This is a genomic window from Paraburkholderia oxyphila NBRC 105797 (assembly GCF_000685075.1).
In the GTDB taxonomy this organism is placed as follows: Bacteria; Pseudomonadota; Gammaproteobacteria; order Burkholderiales; family Burkholderiaceae; genus Paraburkholderia; species Paraburkholderia oxyphila.
Window position 1 is genome coordinate 109,478 of the sequence record NZ_BAYD01000014.1, and the last position, 14,553, is coordinate 124,030.

A 14,553-nucleotide genomic window follows, 5' to 3' on the forward strand; every position below is an offset into this window, starting at 1 on the left:
CCTGCCCCTGATGCTTGAACATTATTAAGCTGCTGGCGCTTTACCGAGCGCCTGGGCGACGCGCACATACTCCTCCACCGGCACGTCTTCCGCGCGGCGCGCGAGATCGAAGCCGAGCGCCTCGAAATCCACCCGGTCGCGATAATCGCCAAGCGTGTTGCGCAGCATCTTGCGGCGTTGCGAGAACGCCGCCGTCACGAGTTCGCCGAGAATCGCCTCGTCCACTTGCGGCAGTTCGTGCGGCGCATACGGAATCATGCGCACGATGGCCGAATCCACCTTGGGCGGCGGCTGGAACGACTCGGGCGGCACGTCGAGCAGCTTGTCTATCACGTAGCGATACTGCAGCATCACCGTGAGGCGGCTGAACGCCTTGCTGCCCGGCTCCGCCACCATGCGCTCGACCACTTCGTTCTGCAGCATGAAGTGCTGGTCGATCACGCGCTCCGCGAAAGTCGCCAGGTGAAACAGCAGCGGGCTCGATATGTTGTACGGCAGGTTGCCGACGATGCGCAGCGAGGGCTTGTCGCCCGGCGCGGCGAGCGAGCCGAAGTCGAACGCGAGTGCGTCGCCCGCATGCAGCTCGAGCAGCGGCCCGAACTTCTTGGTGAGGCGCGCGATGAGGTCGCGGTCGAGCTCGACCGCGTGCAGCGGCGCCTCGGGCGTCGCGAGGCGCTCGATCAGCGGCTCGGTGAGCGCGCCGAGGCCCGGCCCGATCTCGACCATGCGTTCGCCGCGCTGCGGGCGAATGACGTCGACGATCGAGTCGATCACGCCCGTGTCGACGAGGAAGTTCTGGCCGAAGCGCTTGCGCGCGAAGTGGCCCTGGTGCTGTCTGCTGCTATTGGACATCTTGGTCTGGTTAATCAGATGGCGCGCCGGTGGCGCGCCATCGAAACGGCGGTGTCGATGGCGGCGATCAGGCTGCCCGCGTCCGCGCGGCCCGTGCCGGCGAGGTCGAGCGCGGTGCCATGATCGACCGAGGTGCGCACGATCGGCAGGCCCAGCGTCACGTTGATGCCTTCGCCAAACGTTGCGTATTTCAGGACCGGCAGGCCCTGGTCGTGGAACATCGCCAGCACGCAGTCGGCCTCGTTGAGGTAGCGCGGCTGGAACAGGGTATCGGCGGGATACGGGCCGCGGGCGTCGATGCCTTCAGCCGTCGCTTTCGCGAGCGCCGGCGAGATGACGTCGATCTCCTCGCGCCCGAGGTAGCCGTTCTCGCCCGCGTGCGGATTCAGGCCCGTCACGAGGATGCGCGGCGTGGCCACGCCAAAATGGTGGCGCAGGTCGTGATCGACGATGCGCAGGGTCTCGAGCAACCCGTCGATGGTCAGCGCCGCCGAGACGTCCTTGAGCGGCAGATGCGTGGTGGCCAGCGCGACGCGCAAGGGTCGCGCGCCCGTGCCCGCGAGCATCATGACCACGCGCGGCGTCTTCGTGCGCTCGGCGAGGTATTCGGTGTGGCCGGTAAAGGGCACGCCGGAATCGTTGATCGTGCTCTTTTGCAGCGGCGCGGTCACGATGGCGTCGAACTCGTGCGCCATGGCGCCGTCGATGGCGCGGTCGAGCAGCGCGAGCACGTACGGTCCGTTGGCGGCGTCGAGCTTGCCGGCTTTCACCGGCGCGGCGAGCGCGATGTGCTCGACGCTCACGTGCTGGCCCGCCAGCACGGCGGCCCAGTCGACGTTGGAGGCCGCGGCGCGCCGCTCCATGAGCGTCTCGTCGCCGAGCACGACGAATTCGGCGCCCGGCCAGTGCGCCGAGGCGCCTGCGAGCGCCGCGGCGGTGAGTTCGGGACCCACGCCGGCCGGCTCGCCGGTGGTGATGGCGATGCGGACCGGCCGCGGCCCCCGCGGCGCAGATGACGAAGTGGCGGGAGCGTTCACGGCGCGGTTCCTTGGTGGGCGGGTCAGTGCGTCTGCGGCGGCGTCAGGCCGCTGATCTTGTAGTCGACGTAGGCCGTGTCGCGCAACTCGCGCAGCCAGTCGGCGTAAGCCTGCTCCGCCTTGCGCTGGCCGATGGCCTGGCGCGCGAGATCCATCTGCTGCGCAACCGAGCCTTCCGCCTCGCGGCGGCCCAGCACCTGGATCAGGTGATAGCCGTATTCGGTGCGCACCGGGTCGCTGATCTGACCGTCCTGCAGCGTGTTCATCGCGCGCTCGAACTCGGGCACGGTTTCGCCCGGGCTGATCCAGCCGAGGTCGCCGCCTTGCGAGGCCGAGCCGTCCTGCGAATAAGTGTGAGCAAACTTGGCGAAGTCGCCGCCCGCCTGCACTTCCTTCTTGATTTCCAGCAGCTTCTCGCGCGCCTGCGGCTCGGACATGCCGTCACCCACGCGCAGCAGAATGTGGCGCACGTGCGTCTGCACGAGTTGCGGTGCCGAGGCGCTCGTGCCCTGCCCCTGGCGGCGCTCGACGAGACGGATGATCTCGAAGCCGTCGTTGGTGCGGATCACCGCGGGGTTCACCTCGCCCGGACGCAGCGTGGAGGCGGCCGTCACCCACTCGGGCGGCAGCTTCGAAGGCGGCAGGAAGCCCATGTCGCCGCCGTTGCTGGCGTCGGCAGCCTGCGAGTTCGACTTCGCGAGGCTCGAGAACTTGCTGCCCGATTGCGCCTCTTTCAGCAGATCGTCGGCTTTCTTCTGCGCGGCTTCGATGTCGGTCTGCGACGCGTTCAGCGGCGCCTTGATGAGGATGTGCTCGAAGTGCAGGTCGTTTTGCTGGCCTGCGTTCGGCCCGCGCTGGCTAGCGATGTAGTTCGCGACTTCGGCGTCCGAGACCGAGATCTTGCTGTCCACTTCCTTCTCGCGCAGCTTCGAGAGCGTGAGTTCGGTGCGCGCGTCCTTCGTGAACGTGTCCCACGGCACGCCGGCCGCTTCGATGCGCGCGCGGTAGGTGGCGAGGTCCATGCCGTTGGCCTGGGCGAGGCGCTCGAGGGTGCGCTGCACGGCGGCGTCGTCGACCGAGATGCCGTCTTCCTTCGCCTTTTGCAGCTGGATGCGCTCGAGCACCATCTGGTTGAGCACCTGCGCCTGCAACTGGTCCATGGGCGGAACCGGCGCGTTCTGCTGGTTCAGACGGCGCGTGATGAGCCCGACGCGGTTGTCGAGCTCGCGCTGCGTAATCACGCCGTCGTTGACGATCGCCGCGATCGTGTCGGCCGTCTGGCCAGCAGCGGCGGGCGCGGGCGCGAGCGCCTGCGCGAACACCGGCGTGGCCGGCAACAGTCCCGCGACGGCGAAGATACTCGCAGCGAACGCTGCCAGGCGAAGCTTTTTCATGATTCCCACAGATACTCCAAAGTTGGCGGGCCGCTTCGCCCGTCTCTATGCCACCGACCCCGCACTGCACCGGCTCGCGAGGCTCTGGGGCCGCATGCGCCGGTTCACGCGTTATTGATAATCTGTAAAGCGCGACGGCAGCGGCGGTTGCCCCGGCGGCTGCGTATAGCCCGGCACGCCGGCCTTGAACGCCGCGACGAGGCCGTTGTCCACGTTCGACAGCCCCTTGAGCGTCAGCTGCGCGAGAAAACGCGTGGCCGAATTATTCCCGCCCGTGGTGTTGATCCCGTTCGCGTAGCGCTGGATGCCGACGCCGAGCGCCCAGCAATCCGCGTCGTACTGCATGCCGAGCAGGCCGTCGACGATCTTGTGGCCGTTCAGATCGTAATTGAAGCGGCCCACAGCGTACACCCGATGCGAGAACGGCCATTGAGCCGAAATCAGAATCTGGTTGATGGGCTGATTGTCGAGCGTGCTGCTGTTCTCGCGCGTGTACCGGTAGGCCACGTTGAGCACGCGGCTCGGCCCCGGGCTATAGCCGAAGCCCACGCTCGCCTTGGTCAGCTGGCCCTGGTCGGCATTATATTGGAACGCCGTTTCCGAAGCGAAACCGCCCCCGATCTTCAGCGACATGCCGGCAATCAGGTCCGAATGCGCGGTGCCCGTGTCGGGCGACTCGCCCGGGATCAGCGTGACGCGCTGGTCGGTGAAATAGTATTGCTGCGCGATCACGAAGCGCGCGCGCTCGTCGCCGGAGGCCGCGTCGATAAAGCGCGTGGTCAGCGCCGCCGTGAGCCGGTTCGCATCGGCAATGCGGTCGTTGCCGACGAAGGTGTTCGGCGTAAAGATCTCCGCGAGGCCGAAATCGGCATCGGCGGTGTCGAAAAGGGGCGCGAACTCCTGGTTGCGGTACGGCGTGTAGACGTAGTACAGGCGCGGTTCCAGGGTCTGGATGTAATCCGTGCCGAACAGATTCACCGAGCGGTCGAACACGAGCCCCGTGTCGAAGCTGAAGGTGGGGATCGATTCGGTGAAGCTCTTGGGCGTGCCGACGGGCACGTCATTGCCGATATTGCTCAGGTTGTAGTCCGCGAAGTGCCATTGCACCTTCGGCGTGACGAAGTAACCCGGCCCCGTGACCGAGTACGACAGGTACGGGTTGAAGACGACCCGGTCGCCTTCAGTCGCATCCGCCGTCGTGATGCGAAAACGCGAGTAGTCGGCTTCCATGCCGTAGTCGAAGCCGCCCACGTTGTACTTCGCGTACTTCACGTTGAGCTCGGGCTCGCGGCCATACGGCGCGGTCGACGGCGACAGCGTCTGCCAGTGCTGATAGCGGCCGAGCACGGACCAGGGCCCGTTGTTGTACGTGATGCCCGCTTCCTGCTGGTACAGCGTCTGCGTGCCGTTCAGGAACTGATTGGCGGGCGACGCGAGGTCTTCCGGATAGGTGTTGTCCGAGACCTTGTTGTAGTAGATGTAACCGCCGAACCCGTTGCCGAAGTTCTGGTTGTGCTGGATGAACAGCGCGTAGCGGTTGGTCTTCGTGATCGCGTCGTCGGGCAGGAACGTGCCGGTGATCGTGCCCGAGTAGTTCGTCGAGAGATACCGGTAGTTGGCCTGCATGAACACGCCGCGCTTCGAGATGATCTCGGGCGTGAGCGTGAGGTCGCGGTTCGGCGCGATGTTGAAGTAATACGGCATCGACAATTCGAAGCCGTTCGTCGAGCTCACGGAGAACGTCGGCGGCAACAGGCCGCTGCGGCGATCGGCCGAGAGCGGAAACGAGAACCACGGGCTCGCGAAAATCGGCACGTTCTGGAAGAACAGCACGCTGTTGTGCGCGACGCCTTCGTCGGCGCCCGTGTCGAAGTCGAACTCGGTGCCCTTGATATACCAGGCGGGATCCGAGGAACACTGACAGGCCGTGTAGGTGCCGTTGGTGAGCACCGAGCGCTCGCTGTCGAGCAGGTCCGCGCGCTCGCCACTACCCGAGCCGCCGGTCAGCGAGAAGTGATACTTCGGCGTGGCCATGAAGCCCTCGTTCGCCTCGACCTTCAGGTGCGCTTCCGGACCGGCGAAGGTCGTGCCGCTCTGATCGACGACGACATTGCCGTAGGCGTCGGCCATGTCGGTGTCTTCGTCGTAGTGCAGCGCATCGCCTTTGACGATGTTCGTGCCCTGGCGCAGCTCGGCCGAGCCCTTGACGGCGGTGTCGGTGCCCGAGGTCCCGGTGGCCGAGTCGCCGAGCACGAACGTAGCCGGCCGCTGGCCGGGCGCGTTCGGATGGTCCTCGAGCTGCGGGGAAAGGCGCAGGCTCCACGCGTCGTCCAGCCGCTGGGGCTGCGCAGCGTCGCCCGCAAGCTGCGCATGCGCGAGCGCGGGCATGAGACCCGGCATGGCCACGAGCGCCGCGATGAGCCGCCGCTTGCCCGGCACGCCGTCGTCACTTTTGGAGATCGTCTGGAAAAACTGTCTGGGCGGCATGTATGGTTTTGGCGTATCGGCCCGTCAGCCTGCCCGCCCATCACGGCTCTACTGCCGGTGCATCGGCCTCGTGACCCCGACCCGGACGAGAAACCGGAGCGAGGCGACGGTCGAAGCAACGATCAAGGCAACTTCGCGCACAATTATTTACAATTCATCGGACGATGGACTGGCGATAATTGCGGCGAGCGAACCGTCATGCGGGCTTTGGCGCGAGTCGCGTCAAAAAAGTCGTGGGGTATTATATGGCAAGACGTTGATCCACTGATTTTGCCTCTGGTTTTCATGACCCTCACAGCCCCGCCTTCCCCGGCCGATGCCCGCCGCGACCTGCTCGCCGCCTGGCTTGCCGGCCACGCAGAAAAATACGCGCTCGATCTCACCACCCTCGCCCCGGCCTCCGCCGACGCCAGCTTTCGCCGCTACTTCCGCCTCGCGAGCGCCGGCACGCACGGCGCCACGCTGATCGCCGTCGATGCGCCGCCGCCCGAAAAGTGCCGCGAGTTCGTGCAGGTCGCTCAGTTGCTCGAGGCGGCCGGCGTGCACGTGCCGCGCGTGCTCGAAGTCGATCTCGACGCGGGTCTCATGCTCGTGACCGATCTCGGCACGGCGCCCTACCTCAAGGCGCTCACCGATGCGGGCCCCGGCCCTCGAGCGCGCAGCCTCATGCGCGACGCCATCGACGCGCTGATCCGCTTCCAGCTCGCCTCGCGCGAGGACGTGCTGCCCGCCTTCGACGAGGCGTTCCTGCGCCGCGAGATGGAGCTCATGCCCGAGTGGTATCTGGAGCGCCATCTGGGCCGCAAGGTCGACGAGGCCACGCGCGGCGTGCTCGATCGCACCTTCGCGCTGCTGATTGCGAGCGCGCGCGCCCAGCCGCAGGTCTTCATGCTGCGCGATTTCATGCCGCGCAACTTGATGATCGCGACGCCCAACCCCGGCGTGCTCGACTTCCAGGACGCGGTCTACGGCCCGATCACCTACGACATCGCCTCGCTGTTGCGCGATGCGTTCCTGAGCTGGGACGAGGAGTTCGAGCTCGACTGCTTCGCCTACTACTGGGAGCGTGCGAAGAAGGCCGGGCTGCCCGTGGATGCGGACTTCGGCGAGTTCTACCGCCAGCTCGAATGGATGGGCCTGCAACGCCACATCAAGGTGCTGGGCCTCTTTTGCCGCATCAACTATCGGGACGCCAAGCCGCACTACATGGCCGACCTGCCGCGCTTTCTCGACTACGCGGGCAAGGTCGCGCACCGCTATCGTCCGCTCGTGCCGTTCGCGCGGCTCATCGACGAGTTGCAAGGCACGAGCGCCGACGTAGGCTACACGTTCTGAGCGCGCAGGCTCCCCTCAATCATTCATGACAACAAGGTCGAATTCATGACGCGTGCCCCTGCAATGGACACGGCGGAGCGCACGGCGATGATCTTCGCCGCCGGGCGCGGCGAGCGCATGCGCCCGCTCACCGACACCTGCCCGAAGCCGCTGCTCGAAGTCGGCGGCAAGCCGCTCATCGTCTGGCAGATCGAGCGGCTCGCGGCGGCGGGCTATACGCGCGTCGTCATCAATCACGCGTGGCTCGGCGCGCAGATCGAGGCCGCGCTCGGCAACGGCGCGCGCTTTGGCGTGCAGCTGCACTACTCCGCCGAGACCGACGCGCTCGAAACCGCGGGCGGCATCGCGCAGGCGCTGCCCTTGCTCGAGCGCGCGGGCGAGCCGGCCGTATTTCTCGCCGTGAGCGGCGACGTCTATAGCGAATACGACTTCAGCGTGTTGAACGCGCGCGCCGCTACGCTCGCGGCGCAGCCCGAGCCGGGCATGCATCTCGTGATGGTGCCCAATCCGCCCTTTCACCCGGCCGGCGACTTCGCACTCGGCGCCGACGGCCTGCTCGCGCTAGACGGCGCGCCGCGCTACACCTTCGGCAATATCGGCCTCTACGACACGCGCATGTTCCGCAGCCTGCCGCGCGGCGAGAAGCGCGCGCTCACGCCGTACTACCGCGAGGCGATCGCGGCGAAGCGCGCGAGCGGCGAGCGCTTCGAGGGGCACTGGGAGAACGTGGGCACGCCCGCGCAGCTCGCGGCGCTCGACACCGCATTGCGCGCGACGCAGCGCGGCTGATTCGCGGTTGGTCCGCGGCTCGTCCGCGTTCAGCGCCCGCGCTCAGCGGCAACCTGAGCCGGCTCGGCCGCGGCCCGGTCCGCTTCGCTCGCGCGCTGCTGCTGCAGCGCCCACATCTGCGCATAGTGGCCTTCGGCGCGCAGCAGCTCCGCGTGCGTGCCGCGCTCCACGATGCGCCCGTGATCCATCACGATGATCTGCTGCGCGTGCACGACCGTCGAAAGCCGGTGCGCGATCACGAGCGTCGTACGCTCGCGCGCGATCTGGTCGAGCTCGTGCTGGATCGCACGCTCCGAGCGCGAATCGAGCGCCGAAGTCGCCTCGTCGAACAGCAGGATCGGCGGATTCTTGAGCAGCGTGCGCGCGATCGCCACGCGCTGCTTCTCGCCGCCCGAGAGCTTGAGCCCGCGCTCGCCCACCGGCGTCTCATAGCCCTTCGGCAAGCTCTCGATGAACGCGTGGATGTGCGCCGCGCGCGCCGCCGCGATCACTTCCTCGCGGCTCGCCTCAGGCCGGCCGTAGGCAATGTTGTAGTAGATCGAATCGTTGAAGAGCACCGTGTCCTGCGGCACGATGCCGATCGACGCGCGCAGCGAATCCTGCGTCACATCGCGAATGTCCTGGCCGTCGATCGTGATCGCGCCGCCCGTCGCCTTGTCGATATCGTAGAAGCGGAACAGCAGGCGTGAGAGCGTGGACTTGCCCGAGCCGCTGTGGCCCACGACCGCCGTCGTCGTGCCCGCCGCAATGGTGAAGCTCACGTCGTGCAGGATCTGGCGCGCCGGCTCATAGGCGAAATTCACGTGCGTGAAGCGCACCTCGCCGCCGCGCACCGCGAGCGCCGGCGCGCCCGGCACATCGGGCACCTCGCGCGCGACGGTCAGCAGCGTGAACATGCGGTCCATGTCGGTGAGGCTCTGCTTCAGTTCGCGATACACCACGCCGAGAAAATTCAGCGGAATGTAGAGCTGCAGCATGAAGGTGTTGATGAGCACGAGGTCGCCCAGCGTGAGCTTGCCGGCCATCACGCCTTGCGTCGCGCGCCACAGGATGAATACGAGCCCCGTGCCGATGATCGCCTGCTGCCCGAAGTTGAGCGCGGAAAGCGACTGCTGCGACTTGATCGCCGCGGCGCGATAGCGGCGCAGGTTCTCGTCGTAGCGCTGCGTCTCCCACGCCTCATTGCCGAAGTACTTCACGGTCTCGTAGTTGATGAGCGAGTCGATCGCCCGCGAGTTCGCGCGCGAATCGAGCTCGTTCATCGTGCGGCGAAAATGCGTGCGCCACTCGGTCACCTTCACGGTGAAGACGATGTACGCGGCCAGCGCCACGAGCGTGACGATCGCGTAGTACGCCTCATATTTCACCGTGAAGAAGCCCAGCACGAGGCCCACTTCGACGAGCGTCGGCAAGATGCTGTAGAGCGAGTACGAAATCAGTTGCGTGATGCCGCGCGTGCCGCGTTCGATGTCGCGCGACATCCCGCCCGTCTGGCGCTCCAGATGAAAGCGCAGCGAAAGCGAATGCAGATGCTGGAACACCTTGAGCGCGAGCTGGCGCACGGCGCTTTCCGTCACCTTCGAAAAAAGGATCTCGCGCAGCTCCGTGAAAAGCGACGTCGAGAGGCGCACCACCGCATAGGCCACCACGAGCAGCCCCACGCCGCCCATCAGCACGATGCCGGGGGCGTGCTCGGCACGCCCGAGCGCGGTGAGGTGCCGTACGGCCGCGAGATTGTCGACGATGTGCTTCATCACGATCGGCACGCCCAGGTTGGCGACCTTCGCGCCGATCAGGCAGGTGAGCGCGAACGCCACGCGCCATTTGTAGGCAGTGAGATACGGCAGCAGCGAAACGATGGTCTGCCAGTCGTTGCGCGGCCCGGTGGCGGGCGGCGCGGGTTCGTTGGAGGCGGGAAAGCGGCGCATGGGCGGGCGACCAGGGGCGTGCCACTGGCGAGCGCCTCGATAGTCAAGGGCGCGCGCGGGAAGCACGGCGTATTGTTGGGGGAGATGGACAACGGGTTCCGCGTCGCGCCGGATCGATGCGCTGTGCCGTTCTGGCCGCACCGCCGCGTCTGCCGCTTTCCCGTACAATTCCTGACACCCTATTGTCGCAGAAGGCAGCACGGCCCGCTGACGGCCACTGGCGCGTGCAAGAGGCCCGTGCCACGGAGCGCCGCGTCCCGTGTGCTGCCTCAACCAGGACATGAGGCCGCGCCTGCAGCGGCGCTTGTGTGCCGCCTATGTCCCGTTTCTGCCCTGCCGTTGGCGCCCCGCTGTTCCAGCCCTTTTCATGGACCCCCGATGACCGACTCTTCCCCGCTCCCCCAGAAGTCGCCGGCGCTGCGCGTCGTGCCGCAGCCCTCCGACGCCAACGTCCACGGCGACGTGTTCGGCGGCTGGATCATGTCGCAGGTCGACATCGCCGGCTCGATCCCGGCGAGCCGCCGCGCCAACGGCCGCGTCGCGACCGTCGCGGTGAACTCGTTCCTGTTCAAGCAACCGGTGTTCGTCGGCGACCTGCTGAGCTTTTATGCCGATATCGTCAAGACCGGCACGACCTCGGTGACCGTCGAGGTCGAGGTCTACGCCCAGCGCATGCGTCTGACCGATGAAGTCGTGAAGGTGACCGAAGCAACGCTCACCTATGTGGCCACGGGTGCCGACCGCCGCCCGCGTCCGCTGCCGGCGATCGAATAAGATCCGGCCCGCGCGGTTCGGACAACTGAACCGCGGGCCCGCTCGCAGACCCGTTCGCATGATCGGGCCTGTCGCGCGGGCTTGCCGCGCGCCCGCTCCGATCCGCTTGCATCAGGCCGTCTGAAGGCAGATCAGGTCGGCCACGCGAGCCCCGCGCCCTCCTCGTAGGCCTGGCTCGCGCTCAAGAGCGCCGCGGCCTCCGCCCCCGGCATTGGCGGCGCGAAGAAATATCCTTGCAGCTCGTCGCACGCGCGCTCGCGCAGGAACGCGAACTGTTGCGAGGTCTCCACCCCTTCGGCGATCACCTGCAGCCGCAGCTCGTGCGCCAGCGCGATGATGGCCGCGGTGATGGTCTCGTCGTCGCTGCTGTTGCCGATGTCCGCCACGAACGAGCGGTCGATCTTGAGCCGGTCCACCGGCAGCCGCTTCAGATAGCTCAGGCTCGAATAGCCGGTGCCAAAGTCGTCGATGGCGATCCCCACGCCCGCCTCATGCAGCGCGTTGAGCATCGAGACCGCCTCTTCCGTGTTGCGCATCAGCGTGCTTTCGGTGAGCTCGACTTCGAGCCAGCACGGGTCGAGCCCCGTCTCCTGAAGCACGCCCTTCACCAGCTCGGTGATGTCGCGCTGGTGGAACGTCTTCGCCGAAAAATTCACGGACACGCGTACGGGCGGCAGCCCCGCGTCCTGCCACGCGCGGTTCTGCCGGCAGGCCTCGCGCAGCACCCAATCGGAAAGCGGGCCGATCAGGCCGCTCTCCTCCGCAACCGGAATGAACTGCGCCGGCGACACGAGCCCCGCCTCCGGATCGAGCCAGCGCACGAGCGCCTCCATGCCGACGATGCGCCCGCCCTCGATCTCCACCTGCGGCTGGTAGTGCAGCAGGAACTCGCCGTCACGCAGCGCGCGGCGCAGGCGCCGCTCGAGGTTCATGCGCGCGCCCGCGCTCGCGTTCATCTCAGGCTGATAGAACTGGAACGTGTTGCGGCCCAGCTCCTTCGCGCGGTACATGGCCACGTCGGCCTTCTTGAGCAGCGCCTCGGCGTCGTTGCCGTCCTGCGGATACACGCTCGCCCCCATGCTGCAACCCACGTAGAGCTCGGTGCCGTCGATCCACACCGGCTCCGAGATCATCGAGCGCGCGCGCTCCATCCAGCCGATCAGCGACTTTTCGTCGATGGTGTCAGTGAGCACGATCACGAACTCGTCGCCGCCGTGGCGCGCGACGGTGTCGCTCGTGCGCGTGCAGCGCGTGAGCCGCTCGGCCACCACGCCCAGCAGCCGGTCGCCCACGCTGTGGCCGAGGCTGTCGTTGACGTTCTTGAAGCCGTCGAGGTCGATGAACAGCACGGCCACGCCGCGCGCGTGGCGCTGCGCCGAGACGAGCGCCTGCTGGAGGCGGTCGCGCAGCAGGTTGCGGTTGGGCAGCTGCGTGAGGCTGTCGTAGTTCGCCTGGTATTCGAGCTGCTCCTGATAGCGGATCAGCTCGGTCACGTCGTTGATGATGCCGATATGGTGCGTGATGCGGCCGTACAGGTCCGGCACCGGCGCGATCAGCAACTGGTTCCAGAAGAGCGCGCCGTCCTTGCGGTAGTTGCGCAGCACGGCGCTCACCTCGCGGTTCGAAAGCAAGGCCCGGCGGATCGCGACGAGCCCTTCCTGGTCGCGGTCGTCGCGCTGCAGCAGGCGGCAGTCCTGGCCGATCACCTCGGCGGGATCGTAGCCAGTGATGCGGCGAAACGCCGGATTCGCGTACTCGATCAGGTTGCTCCCGCCCGGCCCCGGCCCGGTGATCAGGATCGCGTTCACGCAGGCGTCGAGCGCCCGGCTCTGCAGGCGCAGCGCGAGATCGGCGCGCTTGCTCTCGGTGGTGTCCGAGTAGCTGCCGAGCACGCCCATCACACGGCCGTCGCCGTCGTGCAGCGGCAGCTTGCTCGTGAGCGTGGTGCGATGCAGGCCGTCGATCGTCAGCTCTTCTTCGTAGTTGATGCGCGGCAGCCCTGACTCGATCACTTCGCGGTCCTGCCCATGCAGGACGCTCGCATAGGCGCGCCATGGCAAGTCGTCGTCGGTCTTGCCGACGATCTGCTCGGGGTAAGCGAGGCCCGCGTCGCGCGCGAACGTCATGTTGCAGCCCAGATAGCGCGATTGCGCGTCCTTCCAGAAGATCCGCTGCGGGATGTTGTCGATCACCGTCTCGAGCATCTGGTTGGAGCGCTGCGCCTCGACCTCGGCCTTGATCTGCTCGGTCACGTCGTCGGCGAGCACGAACACCGCCGCGCGGCCCTGGAAGACGAGCGAGTGGTGCGAGATGTCGGCGCTGATGAGCGAGCCGTCACGGCGCGCATGGCGCCAGATGCCGGCCATCGTGCGCACGTTCTGCGTGAGGGTGTCCGAGCGCGCGAGATGCTGTTCGAGCCGCGCGACGTCGTCGGCCGGACGGATCTCGCGGATCGTCATGGCGAGGAACTCCTCCTCGCTGTAGCCGTATTGCTGGATCGCCGCCGCATTGACCGCGAGAAAGCGCAGCGTCTCGCGGTCGAACACGTACATCGGCACCGGGTGGGCATCGAACAGGCCCTGGAAGCGCTCGTTGCGCGCACGCATGCCGGCGAGCGCGCGCAGCTTTTTGCGCGCGGCGTTCTCGCGCGCGCCAAAGGTGTAGATGAGCAGCGCCGCGCCCGAGAGCATCGTCACGATCAGCAGAATCGACGCGTGGCGGCCCGCGCTCGACGACTCGGCGAACGCACTGGCGAGCGCGCGATCCTGCTCGCCCTGCAACGACGAGAGCCTGGCGTCGACGCGGTCGGCGCGTGTGTCGAGGCGGATGTATTCGCTCGCGACCCATGGTGCAACGGCGGCAAGCGCGGGATCCGCGGCGGCCGGCTGCGCCGGGGCGGCCGGTTGCGCGGTTTGCGCAACGGCGGGCTTGGCGGCCGTGTTCGCGACGGTTGTGCTGCTCGCGTACGGCTCGGCCAGGTTCAATGCCGGCAGCGCCGGCTTTTTCGCGTAGGGATCGGCAAGACTCGATGCCAATGCGTCCGGCTTGCTCGAATATGGGGAGGCGAGACTCGCTGCCGAAACGCCCGGCTTGTTCGAATACGGCGAGGCGAGACTCGTTGCCGAAACGCCCGGTTTGTTCGAATACGGCGCAGCAAGGCTCGCTGCCGGCACGCCTGCCTTGCCCGAATACGGCGCAACAAGACTCGATGCGGCCCCGCCGGTGTTGCCCCACGACGACAAGTCGCGCCCATGCGCTGGCACCGCCGCAACGCCCCCGGTATCCCGCGCGCCGCCAGCTGGCGTCGTGCCGCCTTGCCCCGCCGCCGCTTCCTGCGCCGCCTCGGCTTGCTGCGCACTGGCCTGCACGCGGGCATCGGCGAGCCGCTCCTGTGCGCGGGCGAGCGTGTCGTCGATCTCGTCGGCGAGCCGCGAGGCCTGTGCCGCCACGTTCTCAAAGCGCTGCGCCAGCGCCGGGTCTGCCGCCAGTTCGGCGCGCAGCGCCTGCGCCGTGTCGGCGAGTTCCGCGGCGCGGGCCTCGCGCGCGCCGGGCGGTTCGGCTACGCCGTCGGCCTCGAAGCGGCCGAGTGCGGTAAGCCCGCTGCCCAGCGCCCTGCTCAAACGATCCAGATCCTGCCGTACGCGCGCGGCCTGTGCGGCCCGCTGGTCGATCTCGCGCTGCGCGTCGATCTGCGCCCAAGCCACGAAAGCGTTTGCGCCCACGGCAGCGGCAACGACCAACAGGTTGATGAGGTGCCGCTTCGAGTAATGAAGATTCATGAATGCCGAACGTCGTTCGTCCCCGTAGGGCGGGCACGGAGAGGCTGCTAACGACCTGCGCGCGACAGGCTGGCGCGCGGTGCGCCATTCCGGATAACGGCAACGAGCGGCAAGGGCTTTAGGAAAACGCGCGAGCGTCTGGCGCGGCGCGCCTCACGACACGGCTGATGACACGGCG

At 67.3% G+C, this 14,553-nt stretch carries 9 protein-coding genes; 3 read left to right on the forward strand and 6 right to left on the reverse strand.

Annotated features, from left to right (window positions below; all coding sequences use genetic code 11):
* Positions 1 to 24: 24 nt before the first annotated feature.
* From rsmA to BO1_RS12700, 4 genes are all read right to left on the reverse strand, one after another.
* On the reverse strand, positions 25 to 852 hold the full coding sequence (gene rsmA / locus BO1_RS12685; protein WP_028217881.1) for a 16S rRNA (adenine(1518)-N(6)/adenine(1519)-N(6))-dimethyltransferase RsmA: 828 nt from the start codon (positions 850 to 852) through the stop codon (positions 25 to 27).
* 14 nt (positions 853 to 866) lie between these two features.
* Positions 867 to 1,889, reverse strand: coding sequence for a 4-hydroxythreonine-4-phosphate dehydrogenase PdxA (gene pdxA / locus BO1_RS12690; RefSeq protein ID WP_028217882.1), 1,023 nt, complete (start codon positions 1,887 to 1,889; stop codon positions 867 to 869).
* Between the two features lie 23 nt (positions 1,890 to 1,912).
* A complete protein-coding gene (locus BO1_RS12695; RefSeq protein ID WP_028217883.1) occupies positions 1,913 to 3,292 on the reverse strand; it encodes a peptidylprolyl isomerase in 1,380 nt (459 codons plus the stop codon).
* A 102-nt stretch (positions 3,293 to 3,394) separates the two neighbouring features.
* Positions 3,395 to 5,770 carry an LPS-assembly protein LptD gene (locus BO1_RS12700; RefSeq protein ID WP_028217884.1) on the reverse strand — a complete coding sequence of 792 codons (2,376 nt, stop codon included), beginning with the start codon at positions 5,768 to 5,770 and terminating at the stop codon, positions 3,395 to 3,397.
* A 285-nt stretch (positions 5,771 to 6,055) separates the two neighbouring features.
* On the opposite strand from BO1_RS12700, the gene BO1_RS12705 reads away from it, so the two are divergent.
* Together BO1_RS12705 and murU are read left to right on the forward strand one after the other, a co-directional pair.
* The gene (locus tag BO1_RS12705; protein ID WP_028217885.1) at positions 6,056 to 7,105 is read left to right on the forward strand and encodes an aminoglycoside phosphotransferase family protein; all 1,050 of its coding nucleotides are present in this window, start codon (positions 6,056 to 6,058) and stop codon (positions 7,103 to 7,105) included.
* Between the two features lie 63 nt (positions 7,106 to 7,168).
* Positions 7,169 to 7,894, forward strand: coding sequence for an N-acetylmuramate alpha-1-phosphate uridylyltransferase MurU (gene murU / locus BO1_RS12710; protein ID WP_028217886.1), 726 nt, complete (start codon positions 7,169 to 7,171; stop codon positions 7,892 to 7,894).
* Positions 7,895 to 7,923: 29 nt separating this feature from the next.
* On the opposite strand, the gene BO1_RS12715 is transcribed toward murU, so the two are convergent.
* Positions 7,924 to 9,822 carry an ABCB family ABC transporter ATP-binding protein/permease gene (locus tag BO1_RS12715; protein WP_028217887.1) on the reverse strand — a complete coding sequence of 633 codons (1,899 nt, stop codon included), beginning with the start codon at positions 9,820 to 9,822 and terminating at the stop codon, positions 7,924 to 7,926.
* A 378-nt stretch (positions 9,823 to 10,200) separates the two neighbouring features.
* On the opposite strand from BO1_RS12715, the gene BO1_RS12720 reads away from it, so the two are divergent.
* Entirely contained in the window at positions 10,201 to 10,596 is a 396-nt protein-coding gene (locus BO1_RS12720; protein ID WP_028217888.1) for an acyl-CoA thioesterase, read from the forward strand.
* 131 nt (positions 10,597 to 10,727) lie between these two features.
* On the opposite strand, the gene BO1_RS50780 is transcribed toward BO1_RS12720, so the two are convergent.
* Positions 10,728 to 14,375, reverse strand: coding sequence for an EAL domain-containing protein (locus tag BO1_RS50780; RefSeq protein ID WP_084687915.1), 3,648 nt, complete (start codon positions 14,373 to 14,375; stop codon positions 10,728 to 10,730).
* Positions 14,376 to 14,553 lie beyond the last annotated feature (178 nt).

What these genes read in the sequence shown, in the direction of transcription:
- rsmA (WP_028217881.1), bottom strand. Translation starts at nt 852, where the DNA reads ATGTCCAATAGCAGCAGACAGCACCAGGGCCACTTCGCGCGCAAGCGC.
- BO1_RS12700 (WP_028217884.1), bottom strand. Translation starts at nt 5,770, where the DNA reads ATGCCGCCCAGACAGTTTTTCCAGACGATCTCCAAAAGTGACGACGGC.
- BO1_RS12705 (WP_028217885.1), top strand. Translation starts at nt 6,056, where the DNA reads ATGACCCTCACAGCCCCGCCTTCCCCGGCCGATGCCCGCCGCGACCTG.
- murU (WP_028217886.1), top strand. Translation starts at nt 7,169, where the DNA reads ATGGACACGGCGGAGCGCACGGCGATGATCTTCGCCGCCGGGCGCGGC.
- BO1_RS12715 (WP_028217887.1), bottom strand. Translation starts at nt 9,822, where the DNA reads ATGCGCCGCTTTCCCGCCTCCAACGAACCCGCGCCGCCCGCCACCGGG.
- BO1_RS12720 (WP_028217888.1), top strand. Translation starts at nt 10,201, where the DNA reads ATGACCGACTCTTCCCCGCTCCCCCAGAAGTCGCCGGCGCTGCGCGTC.
- BO1_RS50780 (WP_084687915.1), bottom strand. Translation starts at nt 14,375, where the DNA reads ATGAATCTTCATTACTCGAAGCGGCACCTCATCAACCTGTTGGTCGTT.